This is a genomic window from Finegoldia magna ATCC 53516, assembly GCF_000159695.1.
Taxonomy (GTDB): Bacteria; Bacillota; Clostridia; order Tissierellales; family Peptoniphilaceae; genus Finegoldia; species Finegoldia magna_F.
In genome coordinates this window covers 265,001-286,842 of sequence record NZ_CM000955.1, presented here as the reverse complement: position 1 = coordinate 286,842, position 21,842 = coordinate 265,001, and the positions used below count along the sequence as shown (strand labels likewise).

The 21,842-nt window shown below is 32.6% G+C and carries 15 protein-coding genes and 1 rRNA gene (1 of these 16 cut by a window edge); 13 read left to right on the top strand and 3 right to left on the bottom strand.

What is annotated here, in order from left to right; genetic code table 11:
* Positions 1 to 16: 16 nt before the first annotated feature.
* The gene (locus tag HMPREF0391_RS01275) at positions 17 to 3,148 is read right to left on the bottom strand and encodes a lectin like domain-containing protein (RefSeq protein WP_002835004.1); all 3,132 of its coding nucleotides are present in this window, start codon (positions 3,146 to 3,148) and stop codon (positions 17 to 19) included.
* A 382-nt stretch (positions 3,149 to 3,530) separates the two neighbouring features.
* Here HMPREF0391_RS01275 and HMPREF0391_RS01270 point away from each other — a divergent pair, with 382 nt between their 5' ends.
* The 3 genes from HMPREF0391_RS01270 to HMPREF0391_RS01260 are packed head-to-tail and all read left to right on the top strand — an operon-like array spanning position 3,531 to position 8,659.
* Positions 3,531 to 5,897 (top strand): lectin like domain-containing protein, encoded by a 2,367-nt coding sequence (locus HMPREF0391_RS01270; RefSeq protein ID WP_002835003.1) that lies wholly within the window; start codon positions 3,531 to 3,533, stop codon positions 5,895 to 5,897.
* A 56-nt stretch (positions 5,898 to 5,953) separates the two neighbouring features.
* Positions 5,954 to 7,669 carry a CAMP factor family pore-forming toxin gene (locus HMPREF0391_RS01265; protein ID WP_002835002.1) on the top strand — a complete coding sequence of 572 codons (1,716 nt, stop codon included), beginning with the start codon at positions 5,954 to 5,956 and terminating at the stop codon, positions 7,667 to 7,669.
* A gap of 12 nt (positions 7,670 to 7,681) precedes the next feature.
* Entirely contained in the window at positions 7,682 to 8,659 is a 978-nt protein-coding gene (locus HMPREF0391_RS01260; RefSeq protein WP_035109068.1) for a CAMP factor family pore-forming toxin, read from the top strand.
* A 79-nt stretch (positions 8,660 to 8,738) separates the two neighbouring features.
* Here the strand turns inward: HMPREF0391_RS01260 and HMPREF0391_RS01255 are convergent, their stop codons facing one another.
* Positions 8,739 to 10,286: a cell wall-binding repeat-containing protein gene (locus HMPREF0391_RS01255; RefSeq protein WP_002835000.1), complete on the bottom strand. Its 1,548-nt coding sequence runs from the start codon at positions 10,284 to 10,286 to the stop codon at positions 8,739 to 8,741.
* Between the two features lie 409 nt (positions 10,287 to 10,695).
* Here HMPREF0391_RS01255 and ileS point away from each other — a divergent pair, with 409 nt between their 5' ends.
* The 7 genes from ileS (at position 10,696) to HMPREF0391_RS01220 (ending at position 19,175) form a co-directional block, all read left to right on the top strand.
* The gene (gene ileS / locus HMPREF0391_RS01250) at positions 10,696 to 13,803 is read left to right on the top strand and encodes an isoleucine--tRNA ligase (protein ID WP_002834999.1); all 3,108 of its coding nucleotides are present in this window, start codon (positions 10,696 to 10,698) and stop codon (positions 13,801 to 13,803) included.
* Positions 13,804 to 13,931: 128 nt separating this feature from the next.
* Positions 13,932 to 14,984, top strand: coding sequence for a lysylphosphatidylglycerol synthase transmembrane domain-containing protein (locus HMPREF0391_RS01245; protein WP_002834998.1), 1,053 nt, complete (start codon positions 13,932 to 13,934; stop codon positions 14,982 to 14,984).
* Between the two features lie 274 nt (positions 14,985 to 15,258).
* Complete coding sequence (locus tag HMPREF0391_RS01240) at positions 15,259 to 16,254, top strand: RnfABCDGE type electron transport complex subunit D (protein WP_002834997.1); 996 nt, start codon at positions 15,259 to 15,261, stop codon at positions 16,252 to 16,254.
* Positions 16,247 to 16,852, top strand: coding sequence for an FMN-binding protein (locus HMPREF0391_RS01235; protein WP_002834996.1), 606 nt, complete (start codon positions 16,247 to 16,249; stop codon positions 16,850 to 16,852). The genes HMPREF0391_RS01240 and HMPREF0391_RS01235 overlap by 8 nt, the downstream gene beginning before the upstream one ends.
* Entirely contained in the window at positions 16,852 to 17,466 is a 615-nt protein-coding gene (nqrD, locus tag HMPREF0391_RS01230; protein ID WP_002834995.1) for an NADH:ubiquinone reductase (Na(+)-transporting) subunit D, read from the top strand. Before HMPREF0391_RS01235 ends, nqrD begins: the two co-directional genes overlap by 1 nt.
* Positions 17,466 to 18,050 (top strand): NADH:ubiquinone reductase (Na(+)-transporting) subunit E, encoded by a 585-nt coding sequence (locus tag HMPREF0391_RS01225; protein ID WP_002834994.1) that lies wholly within the window; start codon positions 17,466 to 17,468, stop codon positions 18,048 to 18,050. Before nqrD ends, HMPREF0391_RS01225 begins: the two co-directional genes overlap by 1 nt.
* Positions 18,051 to 18,059: 9 nt before the next feature.
* Positions 18,060 to 19,175 (top strand): NADH:ubiquinone reductase (Na(+)-transporting) subunit F, encoded by a 1,116-nt coding sequence (locus tag HMPREF0391_RS01220; protein ID WP_002834993.1) that lies wholly within the window; start codon positions 18,060 to 18,062, stop codon positions 19,173 to 19,175.
* Between the two features lie 54 nt (positions 19,176 to 19,229).
* Here HMPREF0391_RS01220 and HMPREF0391_RS01215 read toward each other — a convergent pair whose 3' ends face one another.
* Positions 19,230 to 19,733 (bottom strand): nitroreductase family protein, encoded by a 504-nt coding sequence (locus HMPREF0391_RS01215; protein WP_002834992.1) that lies wholly within the window; start codon positions 19,731 to 19,733, stop codon positions 19,230 to 19,232.
* 44 nt (positions 19,734 to 19,777) lie between these two features.
* Here HMPREF0391_RS01215 and HMPREF0391_RS01210 point away from each other — a divergent pair, with 44 nt between their 5' ends.
* The 3 genes from HMPREF0391_RS01210 to HMPREF0391_RS01200 all read left to right on the top strand — a co-directional run.
* The gene (locus HMPREF0391_RS01210; protein WP_035109063.1) at positions 19,778 to 20,572 is read left to right on the top strand and encodes a threonine/serine ThrE exporter family protein; all 795 of its coding nucleotides are present in this window, start codon (positions 19,778 to 19,780) and stop codon (positions 20,570 to 20,572) included.
* The gene (locus HMPREF0391_RS01205) at positions 20,572 to 21,066 is read left to right on the top strand and encodes a threonine/serine exporter family protein (RefSeq protein ID WP_002834990.1); all 495 of its coding nucleotides are present in this window, start codon (positions 20,572 to 20,574) and stop codon (positions 21,064 to 21,066) included. Before HMPREF0391_RS01210 ends, HMPREF0391_RS01205 begins: the two co-directional genes overlap by 1 nt.
* A gap of 398 nt (positions 21,067 to 21,464) precedes the next feature.
* Positions 21,465 to 21,842 (top strand): 16S ribosomal RNA (locus HMPREF0391_RS01200); it runs 1,144 nt beyond the window's last position.

Here is a 21,842-nt window from a genome sequence, read left to right as displayed (position 1 = left end):
ATAAAGGGCGTTAATTTTATCTGATATTTCTAATGTAATTGTGAATTACATAGTTGTTGTTATATTTGCTGTATAAATTATAAGGACTGTAGATTGAATTGATTTGAAGTTTATCTGAACTACCAAATGAAACCTTGAAATCAAATGAAGTGTTTGGATTTGATTCACACCAAGCTTTTGCTGTGAAATCTGTTGGTGATGTCGCAGTTTGTTGTTTTATAAACATTGTTGCGACACCATTTGAATCAGTCGTTTTTGTAATTGTTTGGTCAAATCCTTTTTGATTTCTAATTCTAATATTTAATTTTAAATTAGCAATTTTCTTGTCGTTTTCATCTGTAGCAAATATTTTAATGTTCGCTGTATCATTAAGATTGTATGACTTTTTGTCTGTTTCGAACTTCAACTTAACAGTTTGTTTTGTTTCAGGTTTGTTTTCTGATTCTGTAACAATGAGAGTTTTGTTTGCTGAAGAATTTTTGTATCCGGTTTTTGAAACTGTGGCTTCAATGTAGTATCTTCCTTTAGCTTTTGGTCTGAATGTGTAGTAACAATTACCGTAGCTATCAGTCTTAAATCTTTTTTCTTGTTTATTGTCATTCTCATCAGTGATGCTTAATACTACATCAGCACCTGAAATTCTTCTTGTATTAGTCTTGCAAGTTACAGTTATCATAGAATTTTGATTCAATTTGATTTCTGTACTGTCCAAATCAACTTTAGTATCAAAAGTTGCTCTGTTATCTTTCACTTCAAAACTTACATTATCTTCGTTGGTATTTCCTTTTGAATCTGTCGCTGTAATATTTACATTATAAGTTCCAGCTTCATCTAATTCGTCAGCTTTTAAATATAGTATAGATTGTCCACGATAGTTTGTAGTCAATTCTTTTTCTATTAATTTCTTAGATGGTTTGTTAATCGTAAATTTAACTTTTGCATCTTTAATGTTTCGTTTGCTTGAATCTGTAACTATAGCGGAAATATTATTAGTATTACCAATAGAAATTGAATTTCTGTAGACATTGGATTTAATATTTACTGCCATCTTGCTTTCTGGACTGTCACCTTCTACATAAATTACAGCAAAGTTTGAAACGTTTGAACCGTCTTTTGATTTGGCGAATATTTTAACTTTACCTGGATTGTTGCACACAACCATAGCGTTATCTACCGATGCGATGTTTTCATCAGAACTTTCCCAAGTTATATCGCGATTTTTGGCATTTGCAGGTAATATTCTAGTATCAATTCTAAATTTGTCGCCGACTTTTGCTTTTTTATATGAAGGATACATAATAATACTTTGAACTTTGACATCCTTGTCAACACTGTCGTCAATATTTGGCTTTTCATTTTCTAGTACGTTAACCCTGATGTATTGCAAAATTCTAGGGTTGTCTGCAGACTTAACAGTTACATAACATTGTCCAGGATTTAAAGCTCTTATTAATCCAGAATTATCTACAGCACACACATTTGTATTAGAAGATGACCACATCAATTCTTTGTTTGTCGCATTTTCTGGATAAACTTTTGCGTTGATTTGTGTGTCTTCTCCCTCTCTTAAAGTAATATTGTCTTCGGATACTGTGATTTTATTTACTCTAATTTCTTGATCTGGTTCGGGAACATCTGGTTGAGGTGTAGGTTCCACTGGATCAGGGTCTGGTGTTGGATCGACATTGGTTCCTGAATAAGGTTTGGTGAAAGCTTTTAAGCATACATTTGCGTTTGCTCTATTTCTTGCCAGATCAGACCAATTATATCCATCGTTAGAAATAAATGATTGATTATATCCAGCTCTTGCCCTCGAAGAATATCCGTAAATCATAGATTCAATTGGAATAGGGTAGCTGTAACCAGGAGTTGTAAGTTTTACAATTGGTGCAAAATAAGCTCCGGCATTTATTCTTTGTGGATTGAATTTGACAGTAGTGTATCCCGCGTTTTCCACAGTTCCACGTGCAACTAAAACTTTATCGTTGAATCCGCTGTTTCCACCGATATTTGTGTTCACGTAAATTTCGTATTGGGCTCCATTTGAAGGAACAAAGAATCCAACTTCATCGATTTGACTAGTTCTACTTACGGGACCAAAAATATTTGAAAACCAACCAGTTTGATTGTAGCCAATGCTATCAGTCATTCCCAAATCGTCGTAATACCAGATAGATTTATTTCTATCTTTTTCTTTTAAAACAAAAATGCAGTTTCCTTTGGCAATGTGAGCATCATAATACGATACGTGATAATATCCACCTTGATTTCCCCAACGATCGCCCCAACTATTTTTTACAAGCCAAGCACCATCTCCAGGTGGAGTTAGTCCGAAATTATATCTTGAATAATCATCGTCCCAACCAATAATAGTTACGGCGTGATTTTGCCAACCATAACCAGGATTGTAATGACTCATAGAATAAAAGTTGGTAAAGCTTGGATCTCCGTTTACAGTCGTGTAAGATGCGCCATATCTCATTATAGCTCTTTTTAATCTGTCGCGATCTTGATTATTGTTTACATCTGGAATGTACAAAGCTTCTTTCAATTCCTTCGCTGGAATTAAATTATAAGGAGAACTAAAATCGTAAGCAGAATAAGGATCGTCTTTTTCCCAAATAGGACCAGACCATCTTGATAAGTAAGCTGCAGCAACTGCTCTTGTACCACCTTGATCAGGACCCCAGTCAAAACCATGAGTATTTCTCAAATGTTTTTCAGAAAAATCTGTGAACTGACCATTAGTAAGCATATTCGATTCTGCAGAACCATACGTAGCAAACGCCCAACAAGATCCGTTTGGCCCCTGAGCTTTTACGGGAGTAACTCTGTTGTGTTGACGTAAATCGTAGTTTGCTGGAATTCCATAAGCTTTTTGCCTTGGAATGTCTTCTTTTTGGTTGAACAAATCGTAGTTTGTGTTAACCAAGAAAGGGTCTTCGTTTGAACCGTAGTTTTTTGTGGTTTTTGGACTACTTTTTTGCCTGTTAAATGCGGGATTACGAGGCGCTTCAGAAAAATCGATTTCTTTTACAGTTAAATCATCGTTTAATTTAAATTTGTTTTGACTGTCTGCAAAACTTGTAGAAAACAGTGATTGCAACGTAAAAACCGCAATAAAAAGCAATAAATTTTTTCTTTTCATATTCAACTCCTTGCAATAATTTTAAATATTAATTCAGGATTAAAATAGTATACATAACACTATTAAGAATTAACAACTATATTATACTACTTTTGGAAGAATAAATATATATCTTGAACAAATTCAATAAAATGTCATATTTTGTGATTATCTATACATTTCTACTGTAGTACGTTAAAATCAATGTTAATTAATGTAAATTTTTAAATAATTAATGTAAAATTTCATTAAAAACATAGATTTTTTGAAATTATGTGATATAATTAATGCAATAAATACCGAAAACTAAATTAATAGATGTACTATTACTAAATAATTTTGATAACTAAAGTATATTTATTAAGGCTATTAATCTAGTAGCATATTTCAATAGGAGGGCGTTATGAAAATCAAAAAAATTTTGAGTCTACTACTAGGAACAGTTCTTATATCATCTATGATGGTTACTGGTCCAACGTATGCAGACGAAAACAAAAATTCCAAACTAGAATTAAGTCCTGTTGAAAATAGTTTTAAAGAAAATTCCAAGGATGACGAATTGATAATATCTCCATTGAAGACATCTTACGATTCAGTTCGTTCAGCTTCCAGAGCGGCATTGCCAGCAAAATATGATTTGAGAAAAACTAACAGAGTTTCCTCAGTCAAAAATCAAGGACAAAATGGTTCTTGCTGGACATTTGCTACATATGGTTCCATGGAGTCTTATTTAAAATTATTTGGCAAAGAATTTGATTTTAGTGAAAAACACATGAGAAACATGCACGGATTCGATTGGGGTCCAAATGATGGAGGTAACAGAGATATTGCAACATCATATCTTGCGAGAGGAACTGGTCCGATTCTAGAAAAGGACGATCCTTACGATGCTTACATCAATGTTTCACCTACAAATGTTAAAAGAGCATTCGACATTGATAAAGTAATTTATCTTCCAGATGTTCACAATGCAAATGAAACTAATGTCATCAAACAAGCTATTATGGAATACGGTGGAGTGTACACAACTTTAAGTTCTCAAAAATATTACGAAAAGAAAGAAACTAAAAGTTATTACAATCCTGGAAGTGGAAAAGCAGATCACGCAGGAACAATAGTAGGATGGGATGATAATTTTTCAAAAAATTTATTCCAAGCAAAGGCTCCTGGAGATGGAGCATGGATTGTAAAAAATAGTTGGGGCACAAGCTTCATGGATGGCGGTTACTATTACGTATCATATTACGATGGTTTCTGCGGTAAGTCCAATGCAGTCTTCATTCCTCAAAGAAAAGATCCTAATGCTGTAATTTCACAATACGACGATTTCGGAGCAACAAGAAGTGTTGGATACAATATGCAAGGCTACATTGCGAATGTATTTACTTCTGATGAAGATCAAACAATTTATCAAGCTGGTTTGTTCACAGTTGCGATGAATACACAATACAAATTGTACATTGTAAGAGATTTGCAATCTACAGATGATTTGGCAGCCAAAAGAGAAGAAATCGGCAGCGGTGTGATTGAATATCCTGGATATTATACATTGGATACCAACCAAATCAAAGTTAAAAAGGGCGAAAAATTTGCGATAGTAGCATACATGGATTCTTCAGCTTCTAATTACAAATATCCAATGCCTATTGAAATGCCAATTGCAGATTATGCTTCAAAAGCAAAAGCACAAGAAGGTCAATCCTATGTTTCATCACAAGGTGAAAAATGGACTGATTTGACTAAAGAAGTTAAAAATGCAAATGCTTGTATCAAAGCTATCGGAACTACTGGTGAAGTTCTTCCAAGAGATACAGTTCCGGAAGTTGATCCTGACGAAGTAATAGAAGAACCAACTTCAATCACTGTGAAAGAAGGTAGCCAAGGATTCATAAGCGTTAAAAAGAAAGGAAAACTTCACGCGACAGTTCAACCAGAAAAATTTAACAACGATCCAGTTGTTTTTGAATCATTGGATAAAAATGTTGCAGTTGTAAAGAACGACGGAACAGTATATCCAGTAAATGTTGGAAATGCAAATATTTTGATAAAAACAGTCGATGGAAAAATTACACAAAGATTTAATCTATTGGTAGCTCCAGAAGGAATTAGAGTTCCTGATAGAAAAATGATTGAGGTAATTGGGGATAATGATTATGATCCAAAAACAGATCCGGATAATACAGAAATCCCAGTTATACCACCTAAACCACCGATTGATAATCAAGAATTAGATCCTAAAGTCATTAGAAGTTTGGGAGTATCAGTTCCATCAGTCACTATCAAACAAGGCGATAAGTTTAATTTGGATTCAAAAATTTTAACTTATCCACAAACTGCTACAAGAAATTTTGATTTTAGTATAAGTAACCATGACATAATTGACATTGATTCAAAATCAGTGATTACTGCTAAAAAAATCGGAAGAACAAAGGTAGATATTAAAACAAAAGAAGGATTACAAACAAGCATTACCATAATTGTAATACCAAAAGAAAAAGGCGAAATTACTGTAGAAAAATTTGCACCATCTAAAAGACACGCTGGAATATTCACTGTATTTATAGATGCAAAAGAAGGAGACAGAGGATATTCTGGTCCAGCAAAATTAACAGTAAAAAGTGGAGATAGAAAATTAACTAGGACAATATATTTCAATTCAGGTCATGCACAATCTAAATTCCACGGAGGTCAATTTGGAGTGTGGAGAAAAGATTTCGAAGCGACTATAACTATAAGAAATCACGAAGAGACCATAAAATTTGGGTTTTAATCAATAGCGGGTAGTGCCGATTGTTAAATAAAATATTTAGTTCATAGGAGGGAAATATGAAACATTTAAAGAAATCATTAGCAATGATTTTAGTTTTCGCTATGACTTTTATAGCTGTTGCACCTTTGAGTGAAGTTTTCGCAGATTCTTTGGAAGTACAACAAGAAGAACCTAAACTTGAAATCTCAGAATTAAAAGAAGGTTTGACACAAGCTGTAAAATCAGTTGAAGACATAGAACCAGCTGATGAAAAGTACAAGGAAGTTATGGATCAGTTTTATGAAGCACATGATTTCTTAGACAAAGAAATTAAAGTAGCTGAAATGAAACAACGCCAAGCAGTAGGAAGTGCAGAAGCTGTAGGAGCATTAGAAAACACAATCTATGATTTATCTACAATTCCAGTAAGAGTACAATTGATGATTAGAATTGGTAGAGCAATCAGATTTGCATCTACTGAATTATCTAACAAAGTTGTAGCAGCTCACACTAAAATAACAGAATATATAATAACTGGATTATTATATGCTGTTAATCCTTTTGCTAGTGAAGCTCAAATTATGGATTACATCCAAAAATTTGACCAATTGGAACAAGAATTGTTAGCTTATCCTGATTTGGGACCAAACGACATAGCTACTATTTACAAAAAAGCTGCAGTTTGGAGAGAAATCAGAGAAGCTAAAAAAGTACGTGCTTCAAGAACAAAATTTGGTAATTCATTTATCGTAAAAGAATTAAGTGAAGAAATTTCAAAAACTGTTGGTTTGCAATTTAGAATCACAGTAAAATGTGGTGAATTAGACGAACAAGTTAAGAAACTTCACGCAGCAATGGAAAAAATTACTGGACCAAAAATCAAGGCTGAAAAAATCGAATTTAAAGAAGGCAACATGGGAGCCATTTCAATCAACAAAACAACAACAATCAGCCCAATAGTAAGACCTAACGAAGTTAAAGACAAAGAAGTGTTCATCTACTCATCAAATGCATTCATGGCAAGAGTCGTTGGAAAAACAATCATTCCACTAAGAACTGGAACTGTTATGATTACAGTAGTTTCTAAAGATGGTTATGCAAAATCAAACTTTGAACTTCACATCGTAGAACCTGGTCACAGCGTAGAAGGAATTCCATTCTTACAAGCCACTGGAGAAAACTCAGAATATCTTAACACTAATACAAATGGTGGCGGGGTAGTTGGAGGTAACTCTTCAGTTGGAAAAGATATTTATGAAGTTAAAAATATTGGTTTCTCAGTAAAATCTACTACATTAAAAATTGGAGATACATTTGATTTAGCATCAAAGACATTTGTATTCCCTGAAAATGCATTAGAAAAACAAGTTTCTTACAAATCAGACAACGAAGCTATTGCAACAGTTAATGAAAAAGGAACAATCGAAGCAGTTGCAGAAGGATCAACTACAATAACTGCAACTACAAAAAACGGAGTAACTAATAAATTCAAACTAAACGTAATCAAAAAAGTTGACAAAGACGAATATCAAATAACAGAAATCAACCCTTCAGAAAGAAAAGCTGGAATATTCTCAATCGAATTCAAAGCAACTAAAAATGGTAAAAAGTACAACGGACCAGCAAAAGTAACAGTGTCAAACACTAAAAAAGCAATCGCAAGAGACGTTTACTTTAACAACGGAGTTGCATCAGTTAAATACAACGGATTTGAATTTGGAACATGGGTTAAAGATTTCAACGTTAAAATCGAATTAAAAGACCAAGTAAAAACATTTGAACTTAATTATTAGGAGATGAAAAATATGTTAAAAAAAGCATTATCAGTAGTATTACTATCTAGTATGTTATTGGGAACAGTAGCACCAGCAGTATCTTATGCACAAGAAGATAAACTTGAAATCGTTCAAGGCGCAGAAGAAACTGAAAAATTAGGAATTGATGAAGCAGAAGTTTACAAAAGACAAATCAAATCAATTCAAAACGAAGTTAACTCAATCCAAGTTAAAAGAGAAGACGAAAAAGAAATGGTTGACAAATTCAACGAAACTTCTCTTGAAATTAGCGAAAAAATAGATCAAACAGCTGTAGGAATGGGAGTAGCAGATATTTATGACTTATCATCTATTCCACAAAGACTATTGTTATTAGGAAGAATGGGAAGAGCAATCAGATTTGCTACAACTCAATTAAGATACAAAGTAGATGCAGCACATGCAGAAATCGCTGAATACATCTTCGGAGGATTTGTAATCGCAGCATCTCCATTCCACACAGTAGAAGACATGAAAGTTTACATGGCACAATTCGAAGCATTATCACAAAAATTACTCAGCTACCCAGATGCTGGATTAAATGATACTGCAAACATCTATGTAAGATCTGATTTGGATCACAAATTAGCAAAAGCTAGATCATTAAAATATCATGAATTGAAAAATATGTCTGATGCAGTAATCAAAAAATTAAACGCTGAAATCAGTGAAATAACAGCTTTAAGATTAAGACCACAAGCAACTGTAGCTGAAATTTATCAATTAGGCGACAGATTAGACCAAGCAGTATTCGAAGCATTAAACAGCGAAGATTACAGAGCAACAAAAACTGAAATCGAAACATTAAAAGAAGCTATGAACAAAGCTATCCAAGCTAGAAGACATGGCGACAAGAGAGTTGAAGTTGGTAAAGCAATTGACCGTGCAAAAGAAGAATTGGCAAAAATTAGACCATCAAGTGTTATCGCAGCTCAATTAGTACAACAATTCCAATCTTACTATGAATAAAATTTATTAAGATTAGAAAAATAGTAGATTAATATATAAAAGCCACCGTAAGGTGGCTTTTGTTGTATCTATTATAAAATTATCTAACAACGACGGCGTATTTTTTGATGTTGTATCTGCTATCAAAAAGTGAGCGAGATATCCAATATCCGTTTGGTTTATCTTCTGCTGGATCTACGATGTGCATTCTATTTTTATCGTAGCCATCTACTACCATTACGTGTGCGTTGTAGAGTGCATTTTTGCCCCAGAAGTAGTCTTTGAATGTTGGATTTCTGAATTTATACGTAGCAAAGAATATTACAGGGTTTCCTTTTGCGATTTCTTCTCTGATGTATTCTGAAGATTTGCCAGAAATATTTTCTGCGTTTGCGTATTTGTTAGCCCATTTAGTTAAAGGTTCTGGGAATATTGATTGATAAATTTTTTCGTCAATATTAAATGGAGAGCCTGCAAACCCATGATTTGGATTGTTGTCTTTTGCAATTGGCATTTCTTTTATAAATTGATGAATATTTGTGTCAGTTTTGATATTTTTGTAGTGTAGACATTGCAGAAGTGATGCCGCTTCACAGCCCATCGGTAAACCGGCTTTGTTTTGGTTAATTTGAGATACATTTAATAATACGTATTCTTTTTTCGGTGGAGTTTTTCCAATTATTTCGTCAAATTTTGGATGAAGGCCACCACCGACTAATGTTATTTTATGGGGATTTAATTTGTCGAAGAAATTTTTCTCAGATTGTGTTAAGTCGTTTTTTGTTGATGTAAAAATGATGGGGGATTTTTCATTTGCTGCAAATGGTGCCACTGTAACGCAGTCTATAAGTTCATAAAATCTTTGTTCACCGTTTTTGGCTAAGAAAACGGATTTTGAATTATTGAAGAATGTGTCAGCTATTTTCAAGCTCGTATCATTTCTGTTTTTCCCATAAATGATTTTTGAATTTGGAAAATTCTTGGATAATTTTGCTGTAGCTCCACCTATTAAATACGTGTTGTTGAATGTATAGTTTGAATATTTTTCTTCAAATGATTTTGTGTCATTTCCAACAAATAAAATTGGACTATTCATACTACATGCAGCTGCACTTACACTTGCTGAATCTACGATTGATTTGGTAGCGTGAACCACAAATGCATTATCAAATTGTTTTGTTTGGTTGAGATTAGAAAGTTCTGTTGCGATTGAAAATGATGTGTCTATTCTGTCTTTTCCATAAATCCTTCTTACTTTATAACCTTGGTTTATTAGATTTGTTTCTTGTGATTTGGAAATACTTTGAGTGCCACCTACAAGTATAATATTTGTTGTTTTCAGTCTTTGAATTTCTTTTAAAGTAGATTGGTTAATTTCATCATGATCTGTTAAAAGTATAGGGCTATTTATTTTATGCGCCAACACACCAACTGACAACGAATCTGCGATTTTTTCTGAATTTACGATTATAACTGTGTCTGATGTTTTTGGATAAGATTTTTTTGATATTTGTATTGCTGTTTCGTATCGTTTTTTTCCTTCGATTGAAACTTTTTCGATTTGCTTTATAGCTGATGTTGGTTGTGATATTGAAACCGATAATACAAAAGCTAATGCAATGATTTTAAAATTTTTAAAGTGTTTCATTTTGTCCTCCTAATATTAAAATTTAAAGTGTTTATGTAAATTTCATTAATTGTTTATTTCATTATATCATTTGCAAAATAATTTAGCTGAATTGGTACGTGAAATTTTGTATAATTTTTATAAATATTTGACAAATTATTAAAAATATATTATTATAATTCTATTAAAAGCTGTGATCAGAACGGAATATTTTGATTAATTTTACAGAGAATCCTGTTTGGTGAGAGGGATAAATTAAAAAATATTTGAATCATCTGAAAGAAGCTCACAGATCTAACAGGTCTGTGCGTATTACTTGGCGTTACAAGAAATGAGAGGTTTACACAATTAGGGTGGTACCGCGGTTTATTCGTCCCTTGGAATTAATTTTCCGAGGGATTTTTTAATTATTTTATAAGGAGATATTTTTATGAAAAAGTTTAAGGAACTTTCTAAGAAACCTGTTAAGGAACGTGAACAGGCTACTAGTAAGTATTGGAAAGAGATTGATCTTTTGAATGAAACTTACAACAGTAGAGATGAAGAAAATAGATATGTGTTCTATGATGGTCCTCCAACTGCAAATGGAAAACCAGGAATTCATCACGTTATAAGTAGAACTTTGAAGGATATGACTTGCAGATACAAGACTATGCAAGGATATAAAGTTTACAAAAAAGCTGGTTGGGATACTCATGGTCTTCCAGTTGAGATTGAAGTTGAAAAGAAACTTGGTCTTCACGATAAAAAAGAAATCGAAAATTACGGCGTAGAAAAGTTCAACGAAGAATGTAAGAAATCTGTATTTTCTTACAGAGAAAAATGGCAAGAGATGTCAGATAGAATGGCATACAATGTGGATATGGATGATCCATATATTACTTTGGACAATAATTACATTGAATCAGTGTGGGCATTGCTTGACAAAATGTATAAGGACGGATTGATTTACGAAGGAGCGAAAATCCTTCCATATTGTCCAAGATGTGGTACTGGTCTTGCATCACACGAAGTTGCACAAGGTTATGAAAATATCAAAACTACAACAGCGTACGTTAAATTCAAAAGAAAAGGTGCAGATGAATATTTCTTAGCGTGGACTACAACTCCTTGGACATTGCCATCAAATGTTTGTTTGACAGTTCATCCAGATATCGATTATATTTTGGCAGAAAAAGACGGAGAAAAGATTTATCTTGCAAAAAATAAAGCACACGATTTGTTGGGTCACGAAGGCGAAGACTACACTTTAATCAAAGAATTAAAGGGTAAAGATATGGAGTATATGGAATACGAACAACTTTTGCCTATTTATGATGTTAACAAAAAAGCATTTTATGTGACTTGTGCAGATTATGTAACTGTTGAAGATGGTACAGGAATTGTTCACACTGCACCAGCTTTTGGGGAAGATGACTATCAAACAGGAAGAAGATACGATTTGCCATTAATCAATCCTGTTGATGAAGAAGGAAAATTTGTTGGCGGTCCTTGGGATGGCCAACACGTTATGGATACAGATCCAGAAGTGTTGCAAAGATTAAAAGAAGAAAACAAATTATTCAGAAAACAAAAAATCGAACACAATTATCCTCACTGCTGGAGATGTCACACACCACTTATTTATTATTCAAAACCATCATGGTACATTGAAGTTAGTAAACTAAAAGATAAATTAGTTGAAAACAATAACGGTGTAAATTGGTATCCAGATCACGTTGGTGAAGGAAGATTTGGAAATTGGCTTGAAAATATTAAAGACTGGGCAATTTCTAGAAATAGATACTGGGGAACTCCATTAAATATCTGGAAATGTGATAAATGTAATCACACACTTTCTGTTGGTTCAAGAAAAGAATTAAAAGAATTGGCGATTGAAGATATCGATGAAAATATAGAACTTCACAGACCATACGTTGATGATGTTCATATTAGATGTCCAGAATGTGGCGAAATAATGACTAGAGAAAAAGATGTTATTGACGTTTGGTTTGACTCTGGAGCTATGCCATTTGCGCAACAACACTGGCCATTTGAACACACAGATGATTTTGATAAAGTGTTCCCAGCAGATTTCATCAACGAAGGAATTGACCAAACACGTGGATGGTTCTATTCTTTGTTAGCTATTTCTACAATGATTACAGGAAAAGCACCTTACAAAAATGTATTGGTAAATGATTTAATCTTGGATAAAGATGGAAAGAAGATGAGTAAGTCCAGAGGAAACACAATTGATCCTATAGAATTATTCGATAAATACGGGGCGGACGTTGTTAGATTCTACTCACTTTATGTATCTCCACCATGGATTCCAACAAAATTCGATGTAAGTGGATTACAAGAAGTAGAAAGCAAATTCTTCAGATCATTCAGAAACACTTACAACTTCTTCCAAATGTATGCGACAACTGATGAAACAGATCCTACAGAATATTTTGTAGAATATAAAGACAGAGCTGTGATAGACAAATGGATTTTGTCTAAGTTTACAAATCTACAAAAATTCTACTTCGAAAATATGGATAAATTTGAATATACAAAAGTTGCCAGAGAAATTTCTAACTTTGTAATCGAAGATTTATCAAACTGGTACATCAGACGTAACAGAAGAAGATTCTGGAAAACAGAGATGGATGATGACAAAAAATCTGTTTACAACACAACTTACGAAATATTAGTTGGACTTACTAAATTAATCGCTCCATTTACTCCATTTATCGCAGAGGAAATGTATCACGATTTAACTGGCGAAAAATCAGTTCACTTAGCTTATTTCGATAAGGTAAATGAAGATTTAATCGACAATAAATTAGAAGAAAAAATGGAAATGGTAAGAACTTTTGTAACACTTGCAAGAGCTTCTCGTGAAGAAGTGAATATTAAAGTTCGTCAACCATTGAAGAAAATAGTCCTAGATGAAAGATTTAAGGATAAGATTGAAGAGTTCAAGGATTTAATCAAAGAAGAAATCAACTTAAAAGATATCGAATACAAGAAAGATTTGTCCGAATTTATGAATTACGAACTAAAACCTAACTTCAAAGTTGCAGGTAGTATTCTTGGTAAACACATCAAATCTTTTGGAAATTATTTGAAAGATATCAACGCTAAGGATTTCGTATCAAAACTAGACAAATCAGATTTGAATATTAAATTAGACGATGAAGACATCGACATTAAGAGAGATTACGTTGATGTAAGAATCAACTCTAAAGAAGGCTTCGATGTGACAATGCAAGGAGATTATTTCGTAATCTTGGACACAGAAATCACTGATGAATTATTGATGGAAGGATATGCGCGTGAGCTTGTAAGTAAAGTTCAACAAATGAGAAAATCAAACGACTTTGATGTATTAGATAATATAATAATCAAAATCAAGCCTACAGATGATATTAAAAAAGCAATTGAACAATATGAAGACTTCATAAAAGATGAAACATTAACAGTTGACATTATAATTGATGAAAATGTGGACGGGGAAGATGTTGATTTGAATGGAGAAAATGTTAAAATTGAAGTTATAAGAAAATAACTAATTAGCCTACTGATTTATTTCGGTAGGCTTTTTACTTTCAAAAGTATACAAAAAGTCAACAATGAAAAAAACTAATTGCAAACTGTATTACACTAATGGTATACTTTTATCAGATGAGGTGTAACATGAAGAACAAAAACACGATTTTAAGAGCAATTTTAGTATTTGCATTTAGTGTAGGAGTAATTTTTTTCATAAAAAATAAAATTGGAGCAGATGATGCTTTTGATGTAATAAAAAAAATAGGACCAGTTTTCATAGCAGCATGTGTTATGACCATGTTTATGTTTTTTCTATTGGAAGCTATATCGTATAAATATCTTCTAAGTATACAAGGTTATGATGTATCATTTAAAAGGTGCTTTGGATATACATTTACGGATTATTTTTTCAGTATGATATCCCCAGGTGGTAGCCTTGGTCAACCATTGCAATACCACACAATGAGAACGGATAACATTGATTCATTGACTACTATCAATTCACTACTTTCTTTTAATTGGATTTATCATTTGTCCATGGTAATTATTTTCTTTGTAGCAATGATTTTTGGATTAGTAGGAAAAATTGCGTCGATTTCTGAGTTTAAGTACTTGGTTATATATGGAATAGCGTGTCAATTGGTACTGGTAATCGGAATAGGATTTTTGATGTTTGATAGCGAATTGGCGGCTAGAGTAATTAGATTTTTCAACACGATATTTTCCAAATTTAAAATTCTGAAACGATTCAGCAAATCTGAAGAAGATATTTCAAAAACCATAGAAGAACACAAAAATTTCGGGAAATTTTTGATTAATAATAAAAAAGTTTTTGCAAAATTATTGTGCATATCAATTCCAATGCTTTTGTTTTCATTTGCAATCCCTGCAATTTTGTACAAATCATTTGGATTGAATTCATATAATTTTATGACTCTTGTTCTAATCCAAGCGGTGGTTACAATTTCGTTTGAAAGTGTTCATATTCCTGGAGGTGTAGGAGTTATCGAAGGAAGCATGATGCTTGTGTATTCTTCATTTATGCCAAAATCTTTGGCGTTTAGTATTATGGCTATAAACAGATTTGTGACATTTTACTTAGCAGTGCCTTTTGCAGGGCTGTACTTTTTGCTGGTGAAAACTAATCGCAAAAATTTTCAGAAAAACAAAAGTCTTATAAAATTTAATCAAGAATAACAGATCGGCCTATTAATTTAGGTCGATTTTTTTATTGAAGAAAATTATCTGAGATAATTATTTTTATGGTTAAATGGGTATATTATATATGGTCAATATCTTTGGCATAAGATATTCTACTTATTAAAAATAACAAATTTTATCATTGATTTTGGTGCTCTTTATGATATGATAAATAAAAGAAATATTTTTTATAGTACATAATGAAAAGCTTTTAGTAGTGAAAATAAATCCGTATTTTATGGGTTTTATATATAAAAAATTTTTATAAGGGGTGAAAGGTTTGAAAGAGTTTTATAATAAGTATTTTATGAAACAAAAAATGATGCATCCTGTTATGTTTGCGCTTTTGCCGATTGCTTTAGTGGCGATATATTTTTATGGCCTAAGAGTGTTAGCTTTGTTTTTGCTAAACATAATAGTTGCATGCCTTGTCGAATATTTGGCTAATGCTAAGATATTCAAAAGAAACAAAATATCTGAAGCAGCTATTGTCACATCCTGTTTGTATACAATGACATTACCACCATCAATTCCTTTTTGGATTTCAGCAGTTGGTATAGCGTTTGGTATATTTTTCGGGAAGATGGTTTTTGGAGGATTTGCAAAAAATGTTTTCAATCCAGCCTTAGTGGCTCGTGTATTTATTTATGTTAATTTTCCTCAACAAATGACTATTTATTGGAACAAAGCTGTAGGTAGTTTTCCAGGAGGATTTGGAACTTACTTAACTCAATCATTGGACTCTATGACACAACCAACTCCAATGACAGCCTTCAAAGTTAACTCAGCATTTGAAACAATCCCGACTATGCTTTTGGGACAAATTCCTGGAGTTATCGGAGAGACTTGCAAAGTTTTGATTATTATTGGAGCAATTTATTTGATTTATAAAAAAGTTGCAAGCTGGCAAATTATGGCAGGAAGTGTACTAGGTTTTTGCGTATTAAGTTTAATTTTTAACGCAATGGGTGTAACTTCTGTTCCTAATCCTATTTATGGAATGTTAATGGGAGGATTTTTATTCGGTACTGTATTCATGGCAACAGATCCTGTATCTGCTGCAAAAACTCCAATTGGTAAATGGATTTATGGTTTCATAATAGGAATTGTAACTGTAATTATCAGAGGATTTGCACTATTTGCAGGTGGTGTTATGTTTGCAGTTCTTATTGGTAACACTTTTGCACCAATAATTGATTATTGTGTAAATAAAGTTCAAGCTAATAAAAAAGCAAAATCAAATAAGGAGGTCAAGGTTAATGGCTAAGAAAAAATCAGTCGTATATCCAGTAATTTTTATGTTGGGATTGACACTAGTTTTGACATTAGCGTTGGCTTTGTTAAATCAAGTTACAACTCCTACAGTAAAATTTAATCAAGATATCGAATTAAAACATAAGATTTTGAATGTATTTAATATCTTACCTGAAGATACTTCTGCATCAAACATTGACAAGACTTTCAAAGACAATGTCGTAGAAGAAGACTACAAAGACAGCAAACTTTACATTTTAAAACAAGATGGTGAAGAAAAAGCTTATGCAGTTCCTATTAACGGACCTGGACTTTGGGGTTCAATCAGTGGATATGTAGGAATAACTAAAGATATGAAAAAACTTGTTGGAATAGAATTCATTAAACAAGACGAAACTCCTGGTTTGGGTGGACGTATCACAGAAGATGAATACAAAAACCAATACAGAGATTTGGATATTTCAAAACCTGTTGACGGTAAAATTGTAATTAATAAACCAGCAAATGGTGGAAATATTGATGCTATAAGTGGTGCAACTCAAACATCTACATTTGTTGTGAACATGATTAATGAAGATGTGAATGAGTTTATTAAGAATGGAGGTAAATAATGGCTAATTCAAATAAATATACTAAATTATTAAAAAATGGATTGCTTGATGACAACCCTGTTCTTATTCAAGTTATAGGAATTTGTTCCACATTAGCAGTAACAAACTTATGTATGAACTCCTTAGTTATGGGACTTGCATTAGCTTTTGTTACAGGATGTTCATCGTTTTTGATTAGTTTACTTAGAAAAGTAACTCCAAAACACATTCGTATGATGGTTCAAGTATTTATTATTGCGTTCTTCGTAATAATAGTAGATATTTTCTTGAAGGCTTACATGCCAGAAATGAGTAAAACATTAGGACCTTACGTTGGTTTGATTATTACCAACTGTATAATAATGGGACGTGCAGAAGCATTTGCTATCAGCAACGATCCTGTAAGTAGTTTTGTAGATGGTGTGGCATCAGGCTTAGGATATACTGTAGTTCTTGTGCTTATAGCTTTGATCAGAGAATTATTGGGATTCGGTAGTGTATTCGGAATCAGAATAATGCCTGAAAGTTTTGTGCCATGGACAATGATGGTTATGCCACCAGCAGCATTCTTCATTTTACCTATAGTTATGTGGATTGCTAATGCTCATCTTAAAAAGGAAGGAGATGCTAAGTAATGACGATTAGTCCTTTAGTTATATTTTTTGCATCAATCTTTACTTCAAATATGATTTTCTCAAACTTTTTGGGAATGTGTTCATTTATAGCAGTAAGTAAAGAAATTGAAACTGCAACAGGATTGGGAATAGCTGTAACATTTGTATTGACGATTACAACTATAATCAACTTTTTCTTATATAAATTAGTTGTAAGATTTAATATAGAATATTTGAGATATATAATTTTTATTATTTCAATAGCAGCATTTGTTCAATTATTGGAAATGATTTTGGAAAAATACGTTCCAAATTTGTATTACGCTCTTGGAATATTCTTGCCACTTATCACAGTAAACTGTGCAATTTTAGGGGTAAGTTTGTTTATGGTAATCAGAAACTACAACTTCTTGCAAACAGTAGGATTTGCAATAGGAAGTGGACTTGGTTGGATGTTAGCAATTGTATCAATGGCAGGAATTAGATCCAAAATCAAGGATTCATCTGTACCAAAAGGTCTCCAAGGATCTCCTTTAACTTTAATTATAACTGGAATCATGGCGATGGCTTTCATCGGATTCTCTGGTATAGTTCAAATATCATAAGGAGGAATCATGGGACAAATAATTATTACAACAATTGTAGTATCTGTTTTATGTGCGTTATTTGCATTGTTGCTTTCATTTGCAGATAAGTACATTGCAGATTATGGTGAAGTAAAACTAACTATTAATAACGATAAAGAATTTACAGTAGATGGTGGAGATAGTTTATTATCTACACTTAGAAACCAAAAAGTATTCATTCCATCAGCTTGTGGTGGTAAGGGATCATGTGGTTATTGTAAAGTAAAAGTTTTGGATGGAGCAGGTCCCGTACTTGCTACAGAAAAACCAATGTTAACAGAAGATGAACTTAACGATAGTGTCAGATTATCTTGTCAAGTAAAGGTCAAAAAAGATATTTCGATTCAAATTCCAGAAGAATTATTTAACGTAAAAGAATACGAAACAACTCTTGTTGAAAAATTACCTTTGACTGATAGAATTACAAAGTTTAGATTTGAACTTCCAGAAGGAGAAACTATCAAATTTAAACCTGGTCAATATGTACAATTAAAAGCAGAAGAATATCCAAAAGGCGATGGATATGAAGGATCAGATGAAGAAGTATTCAGAGCATATTCTATTGCTTCTAGTATAAGAGATGAAAAACATATCGAATTGTTAATTGGTTATACTAAGGGTATTTGTACAACTTATTGTCACAAAGTTCTTAAAGAAGGCGACAAGGTTACTATCAATGGTCCTTATGGTGATTTCTACTATCACGATGAAGATACAGAAATTATATTGGGAGCAGCTGGAACTGGGTTTGCACCAATAAGATCTATACTTAACCACATGAGAGATCATGATGTTAAGAGAAAAGCAAGATTTTACTTTGGAGCCAAAACTCCAGATGATTTATTCTTGTTAGATGAATTGAAACAATTTGAAGAAGATTTGTACGATTTCAAATTTATTCCAGTATTGTCAAGAACAACTCCTGAAATGAATTGGGAAGGAGAAACTGGACATGCTGATGATGCAATCAAGAAATATTGCAAAGAAACTGGAAAGAATAGCTCAGCTTACTTGTGCGGATCTCCAAGAATGATAGAATCTTTGACAAAAGCATTGAACGAAGTTGGAGTAACTGACGACAGAATTTATTACGATAACTTCTAAAATAAAAGATCGATTGAAAACTGATTATGAGTCAGTTTCAATCGATCTATTTTTTTAGATAAATTTAGTTATAAATTTGTTTGGTTTGATTTTTGGAGTTTCGTCACTATAACCCAGAGCAAGTGCACAAGTGATTTCATAATTGTCATCAATGTCTATAGATTGTAGAAAACTTTTGATAGGTTCGCTATCATAGGAATCGTAAAACTGATTAATCCATACATTCGCTACATTTAATTCACAAGCTTTTAACATCATATTTTGCATTATGCATCCACAGTCAAACTTTCTATTTCTATTATCGTGAGGACTTAAAAGCAAAATCATATTTTTGCAATTATAAAATCCGTTGTAGTTTTCGTTGTTTAAATGTTTTCTAATAGATTTTAATAAATTTTCCATTGTACTATCATCAGAGATAGCAACTATAATGTTGTCTTGCTTGTTCATTCCAGTAGGAGCAAAGGTTCCAGCTTCTACGATTTGTTTTATATCTTCTATTGATACCTTTTTAGATGTAAAATTTCTTCTCGATCTTCTGTTTTTGATAATATCCATAATTGCCTCCTATATGTTATAATTTTAATACTGGAGGAGATATTTTGCAATTCGTTAAAACAAAAGAAGATTGCCAAGATTTAATGGATGTAGTCGCTGATACTGCAAGAATTTTGCTTGAGAGTGGCGCGGAAACATATCGTGTAGAAGATACGGCTTTTAGAATGAGTAAAAGTATTCAAAAAGTCAATAAAATAAATGTATTTGTATCTTATACTTGTATCATTATATGTTTGAGTTTTGATTTTGGAGATCTTGTAACTATGAGAAGGACAATTCCTAAGGCTACAAATTTGTGGAAGATTCATCAAATTAATAATTTTTCCAGAAATTTTGTAAAAGATGTGTATACTTTGGATGAGTCAATAGAAATAATAAATAAAATAGATAACAGAACTGTCGATAAAAAACTTTATATCCTAGGTGCATCTGCAGCTTCAGGATTATTTGCGCATTTATTAGTGGGTGGTATTATTGAACCTATCGTAGCTTTCTTTATATCTATATTAGAAATGTTAGTATTCAGATTTTTTCAAAGAAAAGAAAATCCACAATTTGTTAATACATATATTACAGTTGCGTTTATGACATTTCTAACTTTAGTTACATTGAAAATTTTTGGAATCTTTAGTGTAGCTTTGGATATGAACAGTATTATCGTAGGTTGTATCATGCCATTTGTTCCTGGAGTGTCCATTACAAACTCTGTTAGAGACGTACTAAGTGGAGATTTATTATCTGGGATAAGTTCTATGATTAATGCAGTGATTACAGCGTTGAGTATAGCTCTAGGCGTTGGTAGTATATTGTATTTTGCGGTTATGATGGAGGCAATCTAATGTTATATATAATTATAGAATCAATCATTTCATCATTCGCCACATTAGGATTTTCGCTATTTTACGATTCACCAAAAAGATCTTATAAAATAGTTATGGTATCTGGATTTGTAGCGTGGTTCGTTTACAAATATTTAACGATAATTTTAAATAACAAATTTATCGCGGCTTTGTTTGCATCAATAGCTGTAGGAATAATAGGAGAGATAGCTTCAAGAAAAGTTCACATGCCAGTTACAGTTTTTGTAATACCAGGGATAATATCTTTGGTTCCAGGTGCGGATATGTATTACACAATGTACTACACTATACAACAAAATTCTAAACTAGCTTTTTCACATGCAAGAAATGCAATGTTATTTGCAGCTAGTATAGCACTAGGAATACTTGTAGCATCCTTATCATCTAAGTCTATAAAGCACAATACAATAGAGCATTTACAAACAAATTCAATTTTTAAAATAAAAAACAAAAAAACACTTGACAAAAAATAAAAACCTTGATATTATAAATAAGCACTTTGAGTTAAGTGCTTTTTAAATTACTCAAAAGAAAGTAATGCATGTAAAACGAAAATAAAAAAAGTTTTACAAAACACTTGACAAAATGAAATGATGATAGTAAACTATAATAGTTCACTAAAGTAACATTTCAAGAAAACACATTTTGATTAAAAAAACATTTCAAAAAAAGTGTTGACAAAGAAAAGTTAGTATGATATACTAACAAAGTCGTTACAAAAGTGCGAAGAAAGTTGTCATTAAGACAACAAACTATAGAACCTTAATAAATTAAATAAAGTAAATACTTTGAGAGAAGTACAAACCAAACAATAATTCGGTGAGAATAAAAAAAGCAAAAGTCAGCTGAAAAGCTAGCTTCAAACAAACATTAAATTGAGAGTTTGATCCTGGCTCAGGACGAACGCTGGCGGCGTGCTTAACACATGCAAGTCGAACGGGATTTAGTAAACAGAAGCTTCGGTGGAAGATTACTAATGAGAGTGGCGAACGGGTGAGTAACGCGTGAGCAACCTGCCTATGACAGTGGGATAGCCTCGGGAAACCGGGATTAATACCGCATAAAATCGTAGAAACACATGTTTTAACGGTCAAAGATTTATCGGTCATAGATGGGCTCGCGTCTGATTAGCTAGTTGGTGAGATAACAGCCCACCAAGGCGACGATCAGTAGCCGGTCTGAGAGGATGAACGGCCACATTGGAACTGAGACACGGTCCAAACTCCTACGGGAGGCAGCAGTGGGGAAT